This is a genomic window from Pseudomonas sp. FBCC-B1565 (assembly GCF_059133265.1).
This window is the reverse complement of the sequence record NZ_CP101438.1, coordinates 3572941-3590554: the sequence shown is the minus strand read 5'-3', so window position 1 is coordinate 3590554 and position 17614 is coordinate 3572941. Positions and strand designations below refer to the sequence as shown.

General features: G+C 63.5%; 16 protein-coding genes. 5 read left to right on the top strand and 11 right to left on the bottom strand.

Translation table 11 applies throughout. The annotated features are described in order from the left end of the window. Positions 1 to 39: 39 nt before the first annotated feature. From NL123_RS16870 to NL123_RS16860, 3 genes are read right to left on the bottom strand one after another with little or no spacing between them, the layout of a single operon-like run. Positions 40 to 1458 (bottom strand): efflux transporter outer membrane subunit, encoded by a 1419-nt coding sequence (locus NL123_RS16870; protein ID WP_494355838.1) that lies wholly within the window; start codon positions 1456 to 1458, stop codon positions 40 to 42. Next, positions 1455 to 3023, bottom strand: a complete 1569-nt coding sequence (locus NL123_RS16865) for a DHA2 family efflux MFS transporter permease subunit (protein ID WP_083351452.1) — start codon at positions 3021 to 3023, stop codon at positions 1455 to 1457. Before NL123_RS16865 ends, NL123_RS16870 begins: the two co-directional genes overlap by 4 nt. Next, a complete protein-coding gene (locus NL123_RS16860; RefSeq protein WP_257102183.1) occupies positions 3016 to 4125 on the bottom strand; it encodes an HlyD family secretion protein in 1110 nt (369 codons plus the stop codon). Before NL123_RS16860 ends, NL123_RS16865 begins: the two co-directional genes overlap by 8 nt. Before the next feature lie 99 nt (positions 4126 to 4224). On the opposite strand from NL123_RS16860, the gene NL123_RS16855 reads away from it, so the two are divergent. After that, complete coding sequence (locus tag NL123_RS16855; RefSeq protein WP_494355837.1) at positions 4225 to 4938, top strand: CerR family C-terminal domain-containing protein; 714 nt, start codon at positions 4225 to 4227, stop codon at positions 4936 to 4938. Positions 4939 to 4952: 14 nt separating this feature from the next. On the opposite strand, the gene NL123_RS16850 is transcribed toward NL123_RS16855, so the two are convergent. The 3 genes from NL123_RS16850 to gcvA form a co-directional block, all read right to left on the bottom strand. Beyond that, positions 4953 to 5714, bottom strand: a complete 762-nt coding sequence (locus NL123_RS16850; protein ID WP_494355836.1) for an SDR family oxidoreductase — start codon at positions 5712 to 5714, stop codon at positions 4953 to 4955. A 29-nt stretch (positions 5715 to 5743) separates the two neighbouring features. Next, the gene (locus NL123_RS16845; protein ID WP_494355835.1) at positions 5744 to 6571 is read right to left on the bottom strand and encodes an EamA family transporter; all 828 of its coding nucleotides are present in this window, start codon (positions 6569 to 6571) and stop codon (positions 5744 to 5746) included. Positions 6572 to 6639: 68 nt separating this feature from the next. After that, entirely contained in the window at positions 6640 to 7551 is a 912-nt protein-coding gene (gene gcvA / locus NL123_RS16840; protein WP_494355834.1) for a transcriptional regulator GcvA, read from the bottom strand. Positions 7552 to 7758: 207 nt separating this feature from the next. On the opposite strand from gcvA, the gene NL123_RS16835 reads away from it, so the two are divergent. From NL123_RS16835 to NL123_RS16820, 4 genes are all read left to right on the top strand, one after another. Beyond that, the gene (locus NL123_RS16835) at positions 7759 to 8223 is read left to right on the top strand and encodes a hypothetical protein (protein ID WP_071495510.1); all 465 of its coding nucleotides are present in this window, start codon (positions 7759 to 7761) and stop codon (positions 8221 to 8223) included. A gap of 125 nt (positions 8224 to 8348) precedes the next feature. Next, positions 8349 to 8507, top strand: coding sequence for a hypothetical protein (locus tag NL123_RS16830; RefSeq protein ID WP_166794298.1), 159 nt, complete (start codon positions 8349 to 8351; stop codon positions 8505 to 8507). Between the two features lie 269 nt (positions 8508 to 8776). Beyond that, complete coding sequence (locus tag NL123_RS16825) at positions 8777 to 9385, top strand: LysE family translocator (RefSeq protein ID WP_494355833.1); 609 nt, start codon at positions 8777 to 8779, stop codon at positions 9383 to 9385. Positions 9386 to 9899: 514 nt separating this feature from the next. Continuing rightward, positions 9900 to 10880: a GlxA family transcriptional regulator gene (locus NL123_RS16820; RefSeq protein ID WP_494358318.1), complete on the top strand. Its 981-nt coding sequence runs from the start codon at positions 9900 to 9902 to the stop codon at positions 10878 to 10880. Positions 10881 to 11097: 217 nt separating this feature from the next. Here the strand turns inward: NL123_RS16820 and NL123_RS16815 are convergent, their stop codons facing one another. The 5 genes from NL123_RS16815 to NL123_RS16795 are packed head-to-tail and all read right to left on the bottom strand — an operon-like array spanning position 11098 to position 17513. Beyond that, entirely contained in the window at positions 11098 to 12336 is a 1239-nt protein-coding gene (locus NL123_RS16815; RefSeq protein WP_494355832.1) for an NAD(P)/FAD-dependent oxidoreductase, read from the bottom strand. Positions 12337 to 12339: 3 nt separating this feature from the next. Continuing rightward, a complete protein-coding gene (locus tag NL123_RS16810) occupies positions 12340 to 13911 on the bottom strand; it encodes an aldehyde dehydrogenase (NADP(+)) (RefSeq protein WP_494355831.1) in 1572 nt (523 codons plus the stop codon). Positions 13912 to 13971: 60 nt separating this feature from the next. Next, positions 13972 to 14919, bottom strand: a complete 948-nt coding sequence (locus tag NL123_RS16805) for a dihydrodipicolinate synthase family protein (RefSeq protein ID WP_494355830.1) — start codon at positions 14917 to 14919, stop codon at positions 13972 to 13974. 33 nt (positions 14920 to 14952) lie between these two features. Then, on the bottom strand, positions 14953 to 15879 hold the full coding sequence (locus tag NL123_RS16800) for a 4-hydroxyproline epimerase (protein WP_494355829.1): 927 nt from the start codon (positions 15877 to 15879) through the stop codon (positions 14953 to 14955). 14 nt (positions 15880 to 15893) lie between these two features. Further along, complete coding sequence (locus NL123_RS16795) at positions 15894 to 17513, bottom strand: APC family permease (RefSeq protein ID WP_494355828.1); 1620 nt, start codon at positions 17511 to 17513, stop codon at positions 15894 to 15896. Positions 17514 to 17614: the final 101 nt, after the last annotated feature.

Below are 17614 nucleotides of genomic sequence, written 5' to 3'. Positions count from 1 at the left end.
GCTGTCCTCGTGTCAGGCGGCGCTTGGCGAGGCAGTGTGTCACAACGTCCAGCCCAGCCCCAATGCCTTGTGCAACGAAGCAAAATCCTTGAGTAACTCCGCGTCCCCGGAAATCCGGCTCTCCTGGGCCTGGTAGCGGGTGCGTTCCGCATCCAGCCAGTCCAGGGTGCTGGCGGTGCCCGCACGGTAGCGTTGGCGGGTCAGGTCTGCCGCACGCACTGCCGAGGATTCCACACTGCGCAACAGCACCACGTTCTGGCGTTGATGGCCGTACCGCGCCAGGGCCACATCGGCGTCGCGCAGCGCGCTCAGTACGACACTTTTGTACTGTGCGAGCGCTTCGTCGCGACCGGCTTCGGCGCCTTTGACACTGGCGGCCACGCGGCCGAAGTCCAGGGCGTTCCAGGTCAAGCGCGGCAGGATCAGCCAGGTGCCGTTGTCTTTGCGGGCGAGGTGGCCGGGGTCGCCGGCGGAGAACGACAGGTCGCCCATCAGGCTAAGCTTGGGAAACCAGTCGGCGGTTTTCTCGCCGATCTGTGCGTTGCTGGAGGCCAGTTTGCGTTCGGCGACGCGGATGTCGGGGCGGGCCTTGAGCAGGGCGGCGGGGTCTGCCACGGGCACCACGCCGGGGATGGCGGGCAGGGCTTTGGCGGTGGCGAGACGGCCGTCCAGTTCACCGGGTTCCTGGCCGCAAAGCAGGCCGAGTTGGTCCAGGGATTCAACGATGGCGGCTTGCAACGGCAGGCGTTGGGCCTGGGTGTTTTCTGCCTGGGTGAGGACTTGTTCCAGTTGCAGCTGTGAGGCCACACCACGGCTGCGACGTTGCTGGGTCAGGTCGAGGGCCTGGTTTTCGATGTCGACACTGGCGTCGACCAGGGCCAGGCGTGCCTGTTGGTCGCGCAGGTCGGTGTAGGCCTGCACCACTTCGGCGGCGAGTTGCACCTGGGCGTCAGCCAGTTGCGCCTGGGCAGCGTCGGCTTCGGCTTGCGCGGCCTCGACCGCACGCCGCGTGCCGCCGAACAGGTCGGCCTCCCAACTGGCATCGAAGCCGGCCAGGTAGAGCGTCAATGGCCCACGACCGCCACCGCCGCCACCCAGTGCGGAGGTGTCGGGCGAGCGCAGTTTGAGCATCGCGGCGTCGCCGGTGACCTTGGGCAGGGCGTCGGCCCGTGCACCGCTGAGGCTGGCGCGCGACTGTTTCAGGCGGGCCTGGGCGGTGACGATGTCGGGGCTGTTGTTCAGCGCCAGGTCGACCAGTTGATTGAGTTGCGGGTCATTCAACGTTCGCCACCACTGCGCCACGGCCGGTGCGCTGGGCGCTTTGTGGTCGGCGTGGGGCAGGTGCCCGGCGGCCAGGGTTTTCGGCGCGGCATCGGGGGCGCCCGAGTAGTCCGGGCCCACGGTGCAGGCCGATAGCAGCCCAACGGTCAGGAGCAGAGGAAACGAGCGAGCAATCATGGCTGTACCGTGCGCTTTTTAAGGATGAAAATCAGGGGCAGGCACGCCAGCATTGCGAGTCCCAATACGTAGAACGAGTCGTTGTAGGCCATCACCGAGGCTTGGCGGGCGATGTCGTTGGCCAGTTGGGCCATGGCTTGCAACGAGGCGGTGGAGGCGTCGCCGGTCTGTGCCAGGTAGCTGGCGGTGTTGCTGGCCATGTGATCCTGGGTCAATTGGCTGTTGGCCAGGATCCCTTCGCGCAGCCGGTCGTCATGGAAGTGGCTGCGCCGGTCCATCAACACGCCGAGCAGCGCCAGGCCGATGGTGCCGCCGAGGTTGCGTGACATGTTGTAGAGCCCGGCCGCATCGCCGGCGTCCTTGGTCTCGACCGAACGCATGGACAGTTGGCTGAGGGGCATCATCACCAGGATCTGCCCGAAGCCACGTAGCAACTGCGACCAGACAAAGTCATGGCCGACGCTGTCGGCAGTCAACAGGGTGTCCACAAAGCAACTGGCCCAGTACAGCAGCAGGCCTGCGCCGACCATCCAGCGCAGGTCGTAGCGGCCGAGCATCCTCGGCAGGATCGGCATCAGCAAAAACGCTGGAATCCCCGACAGCAGCATGATCGCGCCGGATTGCTGCGCGTTATAGCCGGACAAAATCCCGAGAAATTGCGGCACCAGATAGGCCGTGCCATACAGCCCTGCGCCCACCGCCGTACCGATCAGCAACACGCTGCCAAAGCTTTTGTTGAGCACCAACGGCAGGCGCAGGATCGGTGTACTGGAGCGCAATTGCCCCACGGCAATCAGGAAAAACCCGGTGACCGTGGCAATGCTCAGCCACACGATCAGCAGCGAGTCGAACCAGTGTTCACGCTGGCCTTCTTCCAGCACCACGGTCAGCGAGCTCAAGCCCATCGCCAGTCCGAGAATGCCCAGCCAGTCGGCGCTGATAAAGCGCTGCAGGTTCATGCGTTCGCTGGGCAGGCCGGTGATCAGCAAGGTGATCAGCGCGATGCTGATGGGCAGGTTGAGAAAGAAGCACCAGCGCCAGTTGATGTTCTCCGTCAGCCAGCCGCCGATCACCGGGCCGAGCAGGGGGCCGAGGATCACGGTCATGCCGAACATCGTGGTGCCGATGGCCAGTTGGTGAGGCGGCAGGCGCGTGCGCACGATGGTCTGCGCGGTCGGAATCATCGCACCGCCGGCGAAGCCCTGGCCAATGCGCCCGGCGATCATCGCGCCAAGGCTGGTGGACAGGCCGCAGAACATCGAGAACAGCGTGAAGGTGAGTGCGGTGCCGATCAGGAAGCGGCGCAGGCCGAAGACTCGGGTCAGCCAGGCCGCGAGGGGGATCATGACAATTTCCGACATCAGGTAGCCGGTGGCAATCCAGGTGCCTTCGGTACCGGTGGCGCCGATCTGGCCCTGGATCTGCGGCAACGCCGAGTTGGTGATCGACACATCCAGGGTCGCCAGCAGGGCACCCAGCGCGCCGGCGGCGACGGCGATCCAGTCGGTCAGCGAGGCGTTGCGCGGTTTCTCGGCAGCCACCCCGGCCATGCTCGCCTCAGCCATGGTTGGCGTCTGCGGCGTGGGTGCGGGTGTCGACTTCCACGGTGGCCGACAGGCCTGGCATCAATGCGGCACGCAGGTCATCCGGTATGTCCAGGGCAATGCGCACCGGTACCCGTTGCACGATCTTGGTGAAGTTACCGGTGGCATTCGACGGCGGCAGCAGGGCGAACTGCGCGCCGGTGCCGGGCGCCAGGCTGTCGATGTGGCCTTGCAGGTCGCGGCCGGGTAGGGCGTCGACATGCACGGTGACGGTCTGGCCGGGGCGCATGCCACCGATCTGGGTTTCCTTGTAGTTGGCGGTGAGGTAGATCGCGCTGATCGGCACCACGGTCAGCAAACGCGTACCAGGTTGCACGTACTGCCCCACGCGTACGCCACGGTCAGCCACACGGCCGTCCAGCGGGCTGCGGATGACCGCGTCGTCGACGTCCAGTTGGCTTTGCGCCTCGCTGGCCCTGGCTACGCCCAGTTGCGCCTGGGCCTGCTTGAGCTGGGCCTGCAACGTGCCGTAGCGAGTCTGGCTGGACCGCAGCGCCGCCTGTTTGGCCGCCACGGTGCTGCGGGCCTGTGCCAGTTGGTTGTTCAGTTGGGCCAGGCGCTCTTCGGGTTCGGCGCCGGAGCGGGCCAGCGGCGCGTAGCGAGCGACTTCGGTCTGCGCATGTCGCGCATCGGCTTCGGCACCCTGCAATTGGGCGCGGGCTTCGGCGATGGTCGAGTCCTGTTGCACCAGGTCGGCCTGGGCCTTGGCGAAGTCGGCATTGCGTGCGGCGATGGTCGCCGAGGCTTCATCGCTCACGGCCTGGTACTTGCGCGCATCCAGGCGCACCAGCACGTCGCCACGCTTGACGTTCTGGTTGTCGCTCACCAGCACGTCGGCCACGTAGCCGTTGATCTTTGGCGCCACGCTGATGCTGTCGGCTTGCAGGTAGGCGTCGTCGGTGGTCTCGATAAACCGCCCGGTGATCCACCACCAGGCGCCCCACGACACGCCCGCCAGCACGGCAACGCCGGCCACGCTGAGCAGGATGCGCCGGGCCTTGCCGCGTTGACCGTTGACAGTTTCTTCAGGCATGACCTGAGGGGAGGGAGGTGCAGCCGACATCGAGGTCACTCCAGATTTATAACAGGTGGAATAAATTCGTTTTTTCGCGAATTTTTGTCAACTGGTATATTTTGGTCCGGTATTCGAAGGGAGCTGCACATGGCACGACACAAACCTGCCGCCGAGGGTGGTTACCAGCGCGGCGAAGAAACCCGCGCACGCATCATCGAGGCCGCCGTCGAGGTGTTTGGCGCACGGGGCTACGATGGCGCCTCCACGCGTGATATCGCCACGGCTGCCGGCGTCAACGCGCCTGCGATCCAGTACTACTTCGATGGCAAGGAAGGCGTGTATCTGGCGTGCGTCGAGCACTTGATCACGCTGTTGTGGCACAAGATGTCGCCGTCGGTGGAGGCGGCGGAAAGCGTGCTGGCCGATGCCGATTCCGGCGACAGCGCGCTGATCGACGCCTCGCTGGGCATTCTCGGCACCGTGGTTTCAACCATCCAGGACAGCCCGCAAACCACGGCATGGCGTGCGTTCATGGATCGTCACCAGGCTGGGTTGTGCCCGCACAGCGCGACGATGGCTTTCGAGGAGCGGTTCAAGGCGCGTATTGCGCGGGTCATCCGCCAACTGATCGCGCGCGTGGCCGGCCTGGCGCTGGAGGATGAGCGCACAGTGATCCATTCCATGGCGCTGTTTACCCAGGGCCTGGCCTTCCGTATCCAGAAGCCCAAGCTGCTGGAAGCCTTGAAGTGGAGCGAAGTGAACCAGAAGGAGATGGAACGGGTGCGGGAGGTGGTGCTGATGCAGGCGCGGTTTACCCTGGAAGGGCTGGCCCGGCACCGGGACCAGCAAGCCTTCCGTTAATCGGCGGTTGCCGCTTACTTGCCGCCTGTCACATCCAGGAAGGTCCCGGTGATGAACGACGCTTCCTTACCGGCCAGCCACAGGATAGCGCGCGCCACCTCTTCGGGTTCGCCGCCACGGCCCATGGGAATGCTGTCCTTGACCCGGTCCACGCGACCCGGCTCGCCGCCGCTGGCGTGCATGTCGGTGTAGATATGCCCAGGCCGTACGCAGTTGACGCGTATGCCTTCGCGGGCGACTTCCTTGGATAAGCCGATGGTGAAGGTCTCCAGGGCCCCCTTCGACGCAGCGTAGTCCACATACTCGTTGGGGCTGCCCAGCCGGGCGGAGGCCGAGGACACGTTGATCACGCTGCCACCCGTGCCGTTGTGGCGCAGCGACATGCGTTTCACCGCGTGCTGCGCGCACAGCATCGGGCCGATGGCGTTGATCGCGAAGACGCGCTGCATGCGGGCGAAGTCGAGGTCTTCAAAGCGCGACTGCAGGGCAATGATCGCGGCGTTATTGACCAGTACGTCGATACGGCCAAATGTCTGGTCAATGCCAGCGAACAGTTGCGCGACCTGTTCAGGGTCCGCACTGTCGGCGCGGATGGCCAGGGCGCGCCGCCCCATCGCTTGCACATCCGCCACCACGCCGAGTGCGGCTGCTTCGTTGCTGACGTAGCTGATGGCGACATCGTAGCCTTGCGCCGCCGCAAGCCGTGCGGTTGCCGCGCCGACACCGCGGCTGCCGCCGGTGATCAGAATCAGCGGTGTTGCAGAGACCTTGTCCATTGCTTGAACCTCCTGTGAGGGGTGAAAGATCAACCTATCAGCATCGTGCCGAGCGCAATGACCAGGCACGCCAACACTTTGCGGGCAGTCAGCGACTCGCCCAGGAAGCAATAACCGATCAAGGCCGCGAACAGCACGCTGGTTTCGCGCAGGGCTGAAACAGCGCCCATCGGCGCGTGGGACATGGCATAAATAACGATGCCGTAGGCCAGCAGGGACACCAGCCCTCCGACCAAGGCCGTGATGACGCCGGGGCGTGGTGCGAAGAGGCTGCGTGTGTCGCGCAGGCCGATGTACACCAGTGGCATCAATACGCCCCAGAGCGCACACATCCATACCGTGTAGGCCAGCGGTGCGCCGGACAGCCTCGCGCCAATACCGTCCGTGACGCTGTAGGCCGCAATGAAAAAACCTGTGCCCAGGGCGTAGGGCAGGCTGGGCACCGCCAGCCTGCGCTGTCTGAAGGCCAGCGAAATAATGCCGCCCGATACCAGCACGATGCCGATCAGGGCGTTTGTGCTGACCGTTTCCCCGGCAAACACCAATGCGCACAGCGTGATCAGAATGGGCGAGGAGCCGCGGGCAATCGGGTAAGTCTGCCCTAGGTCGCCCACCTTGTAGCTTCGCACCAGGAACAGGTTATAGCCCACGTGCAACACGCCCGACAGCACGGCGTAGGGCCAGCTGGCTGGCGCGGGAGGGGCGAGAAACAAGGCTATTACGAAGCTGGCGATGGCGACTGCTACGCACATCATGGTCATTGACCACAGCCTGTCGGCGCCGACGCGCAACAATGCGTTCCAGCTGGCATGCAAGAGGGCGGCGAAGAGGACGAGTAGAACGATGGATAAAGGCATGCGCCATGGTAAACACCACAAGGGCGTGCCTAACAGCGAAGTCTTTTCATCCGGTCATGAGTGATTCTTCATGCATCACTATAATTCTGCTGTGCCTGCATCGACTCGGCCAACAACCAGTTACGAAAGCTGATGATATGCGGCTGGGTTTCGATCCCTTTGGGGCACACAAAGTAGTAGCCGACCGGCGACGCGAACGGCAGCTCAAACAGTCTGACCAGGCGGCCGTCGTTGATTTCCGCTTCAACGTGGCCGCTTCGCGCCAGCGCAATACCTTGGCCCAGCAGCGCTGCCTCGATGGTCATGTTGGTGTCAGCGAACCTGACGCTTTCCTTGAGGGGGGCAATGCTGACGCCGATATGCTCGAACCAGGCTTCCCACTTGGGCACTAGGTCTGCGCCGTCTCGCGTCAGCAACGGGTAACGCAGCAGCTCGGCGGGCTCGTGGGGAGCGCCGAAACGCTTGAGCAGGTCGGGGCTGGCCACCGGGAAGATCTGCTCGCGGAGCATGAACTCCGAGTGCAGGCCGGGGTAATTGCCGTTGCCCAGGCGGATGGCCACATCCGCGTCTGCGCTGGAGAATTTGATGGCCTTGTCGCTGGTCTCCAGCGTGATCAGGATTTGCGGATGTTGCTGCGACAGGCTGGGCAACCTGGGCAGCAGCCATTTCAAGGCGAACGAATACGTGGTGCTGACCTTCAGGCGAACCCGGCCTTTTTGTTCCCTGAGGTCAGCCAGCGTGGCCTCAAGGTTCATGAAAAACTCGCGCACAATGGGCGCCAGTGCGGCCCCGGCCGGGGTTAGCCGCAACGCTTTGCCGCGCTGGAACAACTGCAGGCCCCACAGGTCTTCGAGGTGCTTGAGTTGGTGGCTGACGGCGCTCTGGGTCACATGCAACTCTTCTGAAGCCGATGTGAACGTCGCGTGCCGGGTCGCGACTTCGAAGGCACGCAGCGTGGCGGTGGGTGGCAGGTCTCTCATGGCTGGGTTCCGGGTAGGGGGCTGGCGATCAATCAGCATGAATACCGGCTCATGGTAATGGATTCGCAGGCTTTCACAGAAGCCGCAGACCCTGGCCTTGTGAATTGTTGTGAAGCACAGATTAATGGCCCATTGCCCATGCTAACGTCTGCTCCTGGCTATCGTCAGCACGACGATTTCATTCGTACTATCAGGGGAGCAGCGCCGATGTCTACCACCGTAACGCCCGCCGGCAGCGGGGCAAACACGCCTAAAGCGTCACCGTCGGTGTTCGATGACAAGTTGAACATCGCCAAGTCCAGCAAAGTGATCGCCGACTACATGCGCCAGACCGGCAAGTCAGCCATTACCAAGCAGGAACTGACCCAACTGGCCAACAACGCCTCGGGCAAGGTGCCGGCCGAAGTCTCCGATGCGGCCAAGTACATGGAGCGTCATCCTGACGTCTTCACCGCCATCGAAACCCACGATGTGCCGGGTGCCGATAACCTCTCCGGTGTGTGGAACTTCGATTGGGCCGCCAACGGTGGGCTGAACGGCACGTCGACCGACGCGATTGCAAAAATGCAGGACACCTTCGATTTCGCGATTGCCAAGTCTGCGCAGATCACTGAGATTTCCACGGGTAAAAAAGCCGAGCTGGATTCGACCAAGCAGCGGCCGCAGAACTAAAACAGCAGTTTGTACCGTTGGCCCTACAAACCCTACCAACGGGTTACACGATAGCCGTGACGCACTTCGGTTTGCACTGTCATACCCAGCGAGAAGTCAATCTCGTCAAGTAAGAGAGTGTAGTCATGAAGTTGAGTTATCTAACCAAGGCGGCTGTGGTGGTCGCGCTGTTATCGACCTTGTCCGGCTGCTGGATGTTCATGCCACCGGGTGGTGGCGGTGGTCACGGCGGTGGCGGGCATGGTCAGGGCGGCGGCCCTGGCCCTGGCGGCGGACCGCGTTAACCGATAGGCCAGGCAGGCAAGCCGTGAAGCACGGCTTGCCTGTTTTTTTGCCTGCGATAAACCCAGGGCAAAGAAAAGCCCGCGTGGGGAGCGCGGGCTAAAGGGATGTTCATTAGGAGCTGAAGCCACCCTAGGCGCTTGTCTGTGAAAGGTTTGTGAAAACCATGGCAAAAAAGTGTATGCCTCAATCCGGCCCTGGCTGTACGGGGCAGGGTAGCCGATAACCCTCTACTGTCGCAGGCACACCCCCGCCGTTTGGATGCCGCGTCATGTTCATGTCTACCAGCTTGTTGTCCGCCTTTGTGCTGTTCGCCTTCGTGTCCTCGATCACGCCCGGGCCCAATAACACCATGCTCCTCGCCTCCGGGGTGAACTACGGCTTTCGCCGCTCGATGCCCCATGCATTGGGGATCAGCATCGGGTTCATGCTGCTGGTGATTTCGGTGGGGCTGGGGCTGGGCGAAGTGTTCAAGGTGTTCCCGTGGGCATACACGGTGTTGCGCTACGTGGGGGCTGCGTACTTGCTGTACCTGGCGTGGAAGATCGCGACAGCGGGCGGCATGTCCGACAGCGCGGACGAGCAGGGCAAGCCCATGACTTTCCTCGGCGCGGCGGCATTCCAATGGGTGAACCCCAAGGCCTGGATCATGGCGCTGGGCGCTATCACCACTTACACGCCGGCCGAAGGCTACGTCACCAATGTGCTGCTGATTGCACTGGTGTTCGCCGTGGTCAACCTGCCCAGTGTGTGTGTATGGGTGGGGTGTGGCAGCGGCTTGCGCAATGTGCTGCGTGAGCCGCGCTGGTTGCGCCTGTTCAACTGGACGATGGCCGGGCTGCTGGTGCTGTCGCTGTACCCGATGCTGTTTGCCGGCTGAGCGTCAGACCGGCGAGATCGTGGCCAGCAGGCCGATGCCGATGGTCAGCACCAAAAAGCCGAACAGGAAAAGTGCCATCTTGGTCATAAGGCCTCCGAAGGGAAGGGAGTGGTGATGGGGTCATTGTCCGCCCAGACGGCGTTTCGATACAGACGCAGATAGCAAAGAAAAAACCGTATCAGATGCGCTTGCCTCTGTTCAGCCGGGGGCTTGCAGTGCGTGTGGCTTTCTCAGGATCAGCGCCTGCGGCAGCCAGGTCTCTAGGCACAACAGGCGATAAATACGCTGTGGCGAGCGGGCTTGCCCCGCGTTGGGCTGCGAAGCAGCCCCAAAACCAGCAGCCACAGAGTGCCTGATTCACCGCATTCCCCCTTCCAGGGTCGCTTCGCAACCCAACGCGGGACAAGCCCGCTCGCCACAGCTACAGTGTTCGCCATTAATGGCCGGTTTTTCAAAGACCTCAACAATAAGAGTGGGCCAACCCTCGATGGAAAGACGTCAATTCAGCGGTGGCATGAAAGGCAAGAACCTGCGCTACCTCAACGAAACCCAACAGCCGGCGTCGGTCACCCGCGTCGGCTTCCTGTTGCTTGAACATTTCTCCCTGCCAGCATTCACCCAGACCCTCGACACCTTCGTCACCGCCAACCTGCTGCGCCCCGAACTGTTCGCTTCGCGCACCTTCGGCTGTGACGATGGCGAAGTCATCAGTGACCTGGGCCTGGTGATTCGCCCCGATGCGCGCCTGGATGCCGGGGCATTGCACGACCTGGACCTGCTGGTGATCTGCGGCGGATTCCGTACCGAACTCAAGGCCGGCGAAGCCTTCATCCAACTGCTGCACACCGCCGCGGAACAGGGCATCAGCCTTGCGGGGCTGTGGAACGGCGCCTGGTTCCTTGGGCGCGCCGGCCTGTTGCAGGGCTATCGCTGCGCCATTCACCCAGAACACCGTCCGGCGCTGGCAGAAGTCTCCAAGGCCACTCACGTTACCAGCGAACCCTACGTGATCGACCGCGACCGCCTCACCGCTTCAAGCCCGTCCGGCGCCTTCCATATGGCGCTGGACTGGATCAAAGCCCTGCATGACAAGGCACTCGTCGAAGGCATCGAAGACATCCTGGCCTTCGAAGAGTCCCGCTACCGCCGCATCAAACCCACCGAAAACGTCAGCGTCAGTGCGCCGTTGCGTGAAGTGGTGAAACTGATGGACGCCAACCTCGAAGAACCCCTGGAGCTGGACCAACTGGCGGTCTACGCCGGCCGCTCACGGCGCCAGTTGGAGCGCTTGTTCAAGGAACAACTGGGCACCACCCCGCAGCGGTACTACATGGAGCTGCGGGTGACCGAGGCGCGGCGGCTGTTGCAGCACACCGAGTTGTCGCAGGTGGAGGTGCTGGTGGCATGTGGGTTCGTGTCGCCGAGCCATTTCAGCAAGTGCTATAGCTCGTATTTCGGTTATCGCCCCTCGAAGGAGAAGCGGTTGGTCAAGTGACTGCACTCGTCAACCAAGACAGTCACATTCCTCCTGTGGTGAGTTGGCGTGTTGTGGCGAGCGGGCTTGCCCCGCGTTGGGCTGCGCAGCAGCCCTAAAAACGAACAACGCGTGCTGTCTGACAGGCCGCGGTGTTTTCTATTGGGGCCGCTGCGCAGCCCAACGCGGGGCAAGCCCGCTCGCCACAACAGGCAACTCACCGCAAAAAACGCGTTGGTCAGAATCGGTCCAGACGATAAGGAGTAAATAACGGAGTTTGACCCTTGCTCGCCAACTCCCCAATCATCTCCGCCGTCACCGCCGCCTGCGTCAACCCCAGATGCTGGTGCCCGAACGCAAGCAGCACCTTCCCGTCACACACCCGGTCAATCACCGGCAACGAGTCCGGCAGCGACGGCCGAAACCCCATCCACGGTGTCGCACCCTCTGCGCTGAGGTCATCGTGAAACAACCCCTTGCTCAACCGATGCAACTGCCAGGCACGCTGCATATTCGCCGGGCGGTCAAGGCCGGCGAATTCCACTGTACCGGCCAGGCGCAGGCCGTCGGTCATGGGGGTCATGATGAATTTTCGTTCCAGGGAAGTGACGGCAAACGGCAGGCGATGCGGCTCGTGGGGCAGCATCAGGTGATAGCCGCGTTCCGTGTCCAGCGGGACTTTTTTGCCGGTCAGGGCAGCGGTCAATCTGGCTGAGTGGGCGCCGCAGGCAATCAGCACCTGGCGTGCGCTCAGGGGGCCCTGAGCGGTGGTGAGGGAGACGCCGTGTTGGTCAAGCCGCCCATCCAGTACCTGGCGCTTGAGGAACTGCACGCCACTGGCTTTGGCGGCCTCGACCAGTTCGCACACCACCTGGAACGGGTCGAGGAAGTGCCCGGTGCCCGGGAAAAACAGCCCGCCCTGGATGTGCTCGCTCAATTGCGGCGCAGCCTGGCGAATGGCATCGCCGCTCCAGAACGCTACGGGCACCTGCTGTGCTTGCATGCGCTGCTGCAAGGCCCGGAGCGCATCGCGTGAGTCTGCTCGTTCGTACACCAACAATGACCCGTCTTCACGCAGCAGGTGCGCACGTCCGATGCTGTGCAGCAGGCGTTGCCACGCACCCAGGCTGCCTTCGTTGAGCACGCGAATAGCTGCGACGCTACGCTGATAGGGTGCCGAACGCAGGTTCAACAGCAGCCGCAGGAACCAGGGCAGGGCGCGCGGCAGGTATTTCCAATCCAGGCGCAGCGGGCCCATGGGGTCCAGCAGCATGCCGGGCAAGCGCTTGAGGATCGACACATCGGCAATCGGGAACACCTGTTCGGTCGCCAGGTGCCCGGCGTTGCCATAGGACGCGCCCATGCCGGGTTCCTGTTGATCGACCACCACCACGTGCCGGCCCTGACGCGCCAGTTGCAGGGCGCACGCGACGCCAATGATGCCGGCGCCGACTACGACGATATCGGGATCGGACATCGCTTATGCCTCTCTCTGGCCATCAAGCAGGCGCCGCAGCAACAGCGGGTTGCCGTGCTGGAGCGCGGCCGGCAGCAATGCATCGGGGAAATCCTGATAACACACCGGTCGCAGGAAACGCTGGATCGCCGCCGTACCCACCGATGTGCTGCGCGGATCCGAGGTGGCCGGGAAGGGGCCGCCGTGGACCATGGCATCACAGACTTCCACACCCGTCGGCCAGCCATTGACCAGCAGGCGACCGGCCTTGCGCTCCAGCACTGGCAGCAGGGCCTTGGCATCGGGAAGGTCGTTCTCATCCATGTGTAACGTGGCGGTGAGCTGGCCTTCGAGATGCTCGGATACTTGGCGCACTTCTTCACTGTCGGTGCAAACGACTAGCAGTGACGCCGCGCCGAACACTTCCGCTTGCAGATGCTCATTGGCCAGGAACGCCTGCGCCTGGGTCACGAACAGCTGGGCCTGGCCCTGGTTGGGGCCTGTCACCGGCAAACCCTTTGCGGCCACCTTTGCATGTTCAGCGAGTTCGCCTACGCCTGCAGCGTAGGCACTGGCAATGCCCGGCGTGAGCATGGTCTGTGCCCCACAGGTCGGCAGTAAGCCACTGGCCAGGCTGATGAAGCCATCCAGGGCTGGGCCTTGCACCGCAATGACCAACCCCGGGTTGGTACAGAACTGCCCGGCGCCCTGGGTCAACGACGCCACAAAACCCTGGGCCAATGCTTCACCCCTGGCCGCCAATGCTGCCGGAAACAGGTACACCGGGTTGATCGAACTCATCTCCGCGTACACCGGAATCGGCTCTGGCCGTGCCTGCGCTGCCTGGATCAACGCCAGGCCACCGCTGCGCGAGCCGGTAAACCCGACGGCCTTGATGCGCGGGTCGGTGACCAGCGCAATGCCCACCTCGCGGCCCGAACCGTACAGCAGCGAAAAAACGCCCTCCGGCAGACCGCACGCCTTGACCGCCTGCGCCACCGCACGACCCACCAGTTCACTGGTGCCAGGGTGCGCGCCGTGGGCTTTGACGATGACCGGGCAACCGGCAGCCAGCGCAGAGGCGGTATCCCCACCGGCCACGGAAAAGGCCAATGGGAAGTTGCTGGCGCCAAACACCGCGACCGGGCCGAGCGCGATATGGCGTTGCCGCAGGTCTGGACGGGGCAGGGGCTGGCGTTGCGGTTGTGCGTTATCAACCCGCACATCCAGCCATTCCCCGGCACGCACGGTGCGGGCAAAGGTGCGCAGTTGCCCGCAGGTGCGCCCACGTTCGCCCTGGATACGTGGGCGGGGCAGGCCGGTTTCGGCAACGGCGCGGTCGATCAGTTCATCGCCGAGGGCCTCGATGTGCGCGGCGATGGTCTCAAGGAAAGTGGCGCGCGCCTCCAAAGAGGTTTCGCGATAGGCATCCAATGCCGCCCACGCCAAGGCACAGGCCTGTGCGACATGCTCGCCGTTGCCGCCGAGGTAGGCCGGTTCCAAGGCGGCATCGGTGGCGGGATTGATCGCCCGGATCGCTTTGCGATTGCCGGCAGTGGCGTGCTGACCGATCAGCATCTTGCCCGTCAGAGTCATGGGTATTTCCTGGAAAAAAGAGGGTTGGCCGCTGCGAGCGTCGCAGCGGCGCGCGAAGGGTCAGGCGACGTTCTGTTCCGCCGACCAGCTGGCGTACCACTGGCGGAACAGGGCGTACTGGTTCTCTGCGTAACGACGCTGGGCATCGCTGAGGGCATCGGTTTCGTTGAAGTGCAGGGCGTAGCCCTTGTCACCGTTCAGCACCATCAAGTGTTTGTAATACAGCACCAGGTCGCAGCCCTCGTCGAAGGACGACAGCACCGCCAGCGCAGCTTCCAGTTCACGCGCCTGGCGACGGGCCTTGGCATCGCCCTTGGCGGCTTTTTTACTCAGGGCCACCAGTTGCAGCACTTCCCGAGGCAGTGCGTTGCCGATGCCGGTGATGGCGCCGGTGGCATTGCAGTTGACGAAACCGTGCACCACCTGGGTGTCGACCCCGACCATGAGGGTCACGCTGTCGTCCTGGGAGGTGATGTGTTCGGCGGCGTAGCGCAGGTCGGCACCGCCACCGAACTCCTTGAAGCCGATCAGGTTCGGGTGTTCGCGGCGCAATTCGAAGAACAGCTCGGCGCGGGTCGCGAAGCCGTAGTACGGGCTGTTGTAGATCACCGCCGGCAGGCCTGGCGCAGCCTTGAGGATCGCCGAAAAGTGCGCCTTTTGTGCGGTGGCGGAGGCACCCCGGGACAGCACACGCGGAATCACCATCAAGCCATGAGCACCGACCTTGGCGGCGTGGGCCGCATGGGCCACGGCTTCGCGGCTGTTCACCGCGCCGGTGCCGACGATGGTCGGTACACCGGCCGCCACCAGCCGCGCCACGCCTTCCTGGCGTTCGGCCTCGGTGAGCAACGGCCAGTCGCCCATGGAGCCGCAGTACACCACGGCGCTCATGCCGATATCGATCAGCTCGCGGCCCTTGGCGACCAGGGCGTCGAAGTCCGGCTTGCGCTCAGGCGTGCACGGGGTCATCAGGGCAGGGATGCAGCCGGTGAAGATGTTGTCGTTCATGGTGTTCACTCCAGTTTCCAGTAGGGGGAGGGCTCAGATGCCCCAGGCAAAAGGGTCTTGCGGGTCGATCAGCAAGGTGCTGTCGGCGGTCATGTGGGCACGGCCGGTGATGAAGGGGCGTACACGTTCGCCGTCCCATTCATAGCGGCCTTCGAATTGGCTGCCGGTGATGCTGGCTTGCACCCAGGTTTCGCCGGGCGCGAGTTTTCCATCGGCGGCCAGGCAGGCCAGCTTGGCGCTGGTGCCGGTGCCGCAGGGCGAGCGGTCGTAGGCTTTGCCGGGGCACATCACGAAGTTGCGGCTGTCGGCGTGGTCGTCGTCGGCGAACAGTTCGATGTGGTCGATCAGTGCACCGTCGGCGCCGTGGATGCCTTGGTCTTCCAGGGCCTTGAGCATCGCCCAGGTGTAGTCGGTGAGGGCGTCGACGTTGTCCATCTGCAGGCGCTGGCCATGCTCCGACACCAGGAAAAACCAGTTGCCGCCCCAGGCGATATCGCCATGGACTATGCCGTGACCCGGCACGAGCACTGCGATCTGCTCGCGATAGCGGTAGGCAGGAACGTTGCGCAAGGTCACCGCGCCGTCTTCGTGCAAGGTAGCCGCGACCGGCCCGACGGGTGTGTCGATTGTGTGCACGCCGGGCGCGATGCGACCCAGGTGATGCAGGGACGCGACCAGGCCAATGGTGCCGTGTCCACACATGCCGAGGTAGCCGGCGTTGTTGAAGAAGATCACTCCGCAGATGGCGCCCGGCGTGACCGGCGCGCAGTACAGCGCGCCGACCAGCACATCATTGCCTCGCGGCTCCAGGATGCAGGCGCGGCGCCATTGGTCATGCTCGGTGCGCAGGTGGTGCAGCTGATCGGCAATCGTGACGCCTTCCAGCGCCGGAAAACCGCTCATCACCAGGCGCGTCGGTTCGCCGCCGGTATGGGAGTCGATCACGTGCAATCGCTTCATAAAACGCTCCTGAATCAGTAAGTCGCAGGCGTCAGCGGGGCGTGAGGCTCGTCAACCGCTTCGCTTTCATCGGCTTCGTGTTCCAGCCGAACCAAGTGAGCTGGCACGCCAGTGGCGGCGCCCCAGTAGTAAATGCCGAGTGCGCATGCCGCGACCACAAGGGTGTCGAGCGGATGGCTGAGCACACTGATGCCGCCAAAACTGCCGAGCTTGGACAGCAGGATGGTCACTGCGTAGAAGCCGATCAGCCAGGCTGAGGAACGCACTTGCTGCTTGAGGTCGAGGTGCGCGGTCGGCACCCAGCGCGCGCACAACAGGTACACCACGAACATCAGGATTTGCAGGCCGAGCAGCCAGGACACCGTGCCCCAGCCGGACCAGTACACGATCAGCGCAGCGATGATGAACGACAGCGGACCGAGCACGGCCATGCCCTTGACCCGGAACGGCCGCGCCATCTGCGGTGCATTGCGGCGCAGTGCGGCGACGGTCACCGGGGCCACGGCATAGCTGAGGATCAACGCGGCGGACACCACATTGATCAGCGCTTCCCAGGAGGGGAACGGCAGGGTCCAGAATACCGACAAGCCAAACGTCAGCCACAGCGCCGGGCGCGGGATGCCGGACTTCTCGTCGATACGCGTGAAGATCTTGAAGAACGTGCCGGTCTGCGCCCAGCCATACACCACCCGCGGCGTGGCGTTCATGTAGATGTTGCCGCAGCCGCTGGGGGAGATCACCGCATCCGCCACCACCAGGTAGGCCAGCCAGCCCACACCCAGCGCCAGGGCGATATCCCGATAGGGCAGCGCCAGTTCCTTGCTGATCCCGGCCCAGCCGTTGGCGAGCATTTCCGTGGGAACGCCGCCCAGGAAGGCGGTTTGCAGCAGCACGTAGATCGCGGTCGACAGCAACACCGAGAGGATCAACGCAATCGGAATCGTGCGCTGCGGGTTCTTCACTTCACTGGCCACCGAGATGATCGGTGTGAGCCCCAGGTAGGCAAAAATCACCCCGCCCGCAGAAACCGCCATCTCGATCCCGGACAGGCCGAACGGCGCAAAACCCTGTACCTGAAAGTTCGCCGGCTTGAAGAAGGTGAACAGCACACCGATCACCAGCAACGGCACGATGAACTTGAACACGCTGACCAGGTTATTGGCGATGGCGAAGGTCTTCACGCTGCGGTAATTGAGCACGAAAAACAGACAGAGCAGGGCGAACTGCACCAGCCAGCCGAGGGTGGTCGGGTCGCTGGAACCGACCTTGGTCAGCTCGGGAAACCAGGCCGCGGCGTATTGGCGCGAGGCGACCACTTCGATGGCGACCAGGCTGGAAAATGCGATCAGCGTGATAAAGCCCATCAGGTAGCCCAGCAACGGGCCGTGGGAATAAACCGGGTAGCGCACCACGCCACCGGCGCGGGGCAATGCGGCGCCCAACTCGCAGTACACAATCCCCAGCAGCAACACCGCGAACCCGCCAATGAGCCAGGAGATGATGCCCGCCGGGCCGGCAATGGCCGACACATGACTGGCTGCGAACAACCAGCCCGAACCGAAGATGGCCCCCAGCCCGATAAAGGTGAGGTCCATCAATGAAAGTTGTTTCTTGAACTTGCCTTGACCTGACATAGCGTCGCCTTCTTGTGAGTTATTGGATAGGCATGCAGTGGCCATACAGTGAACTCACGGGCGGCGGCGCGATTGATGTTTTTTGCCGACATCGATGACGA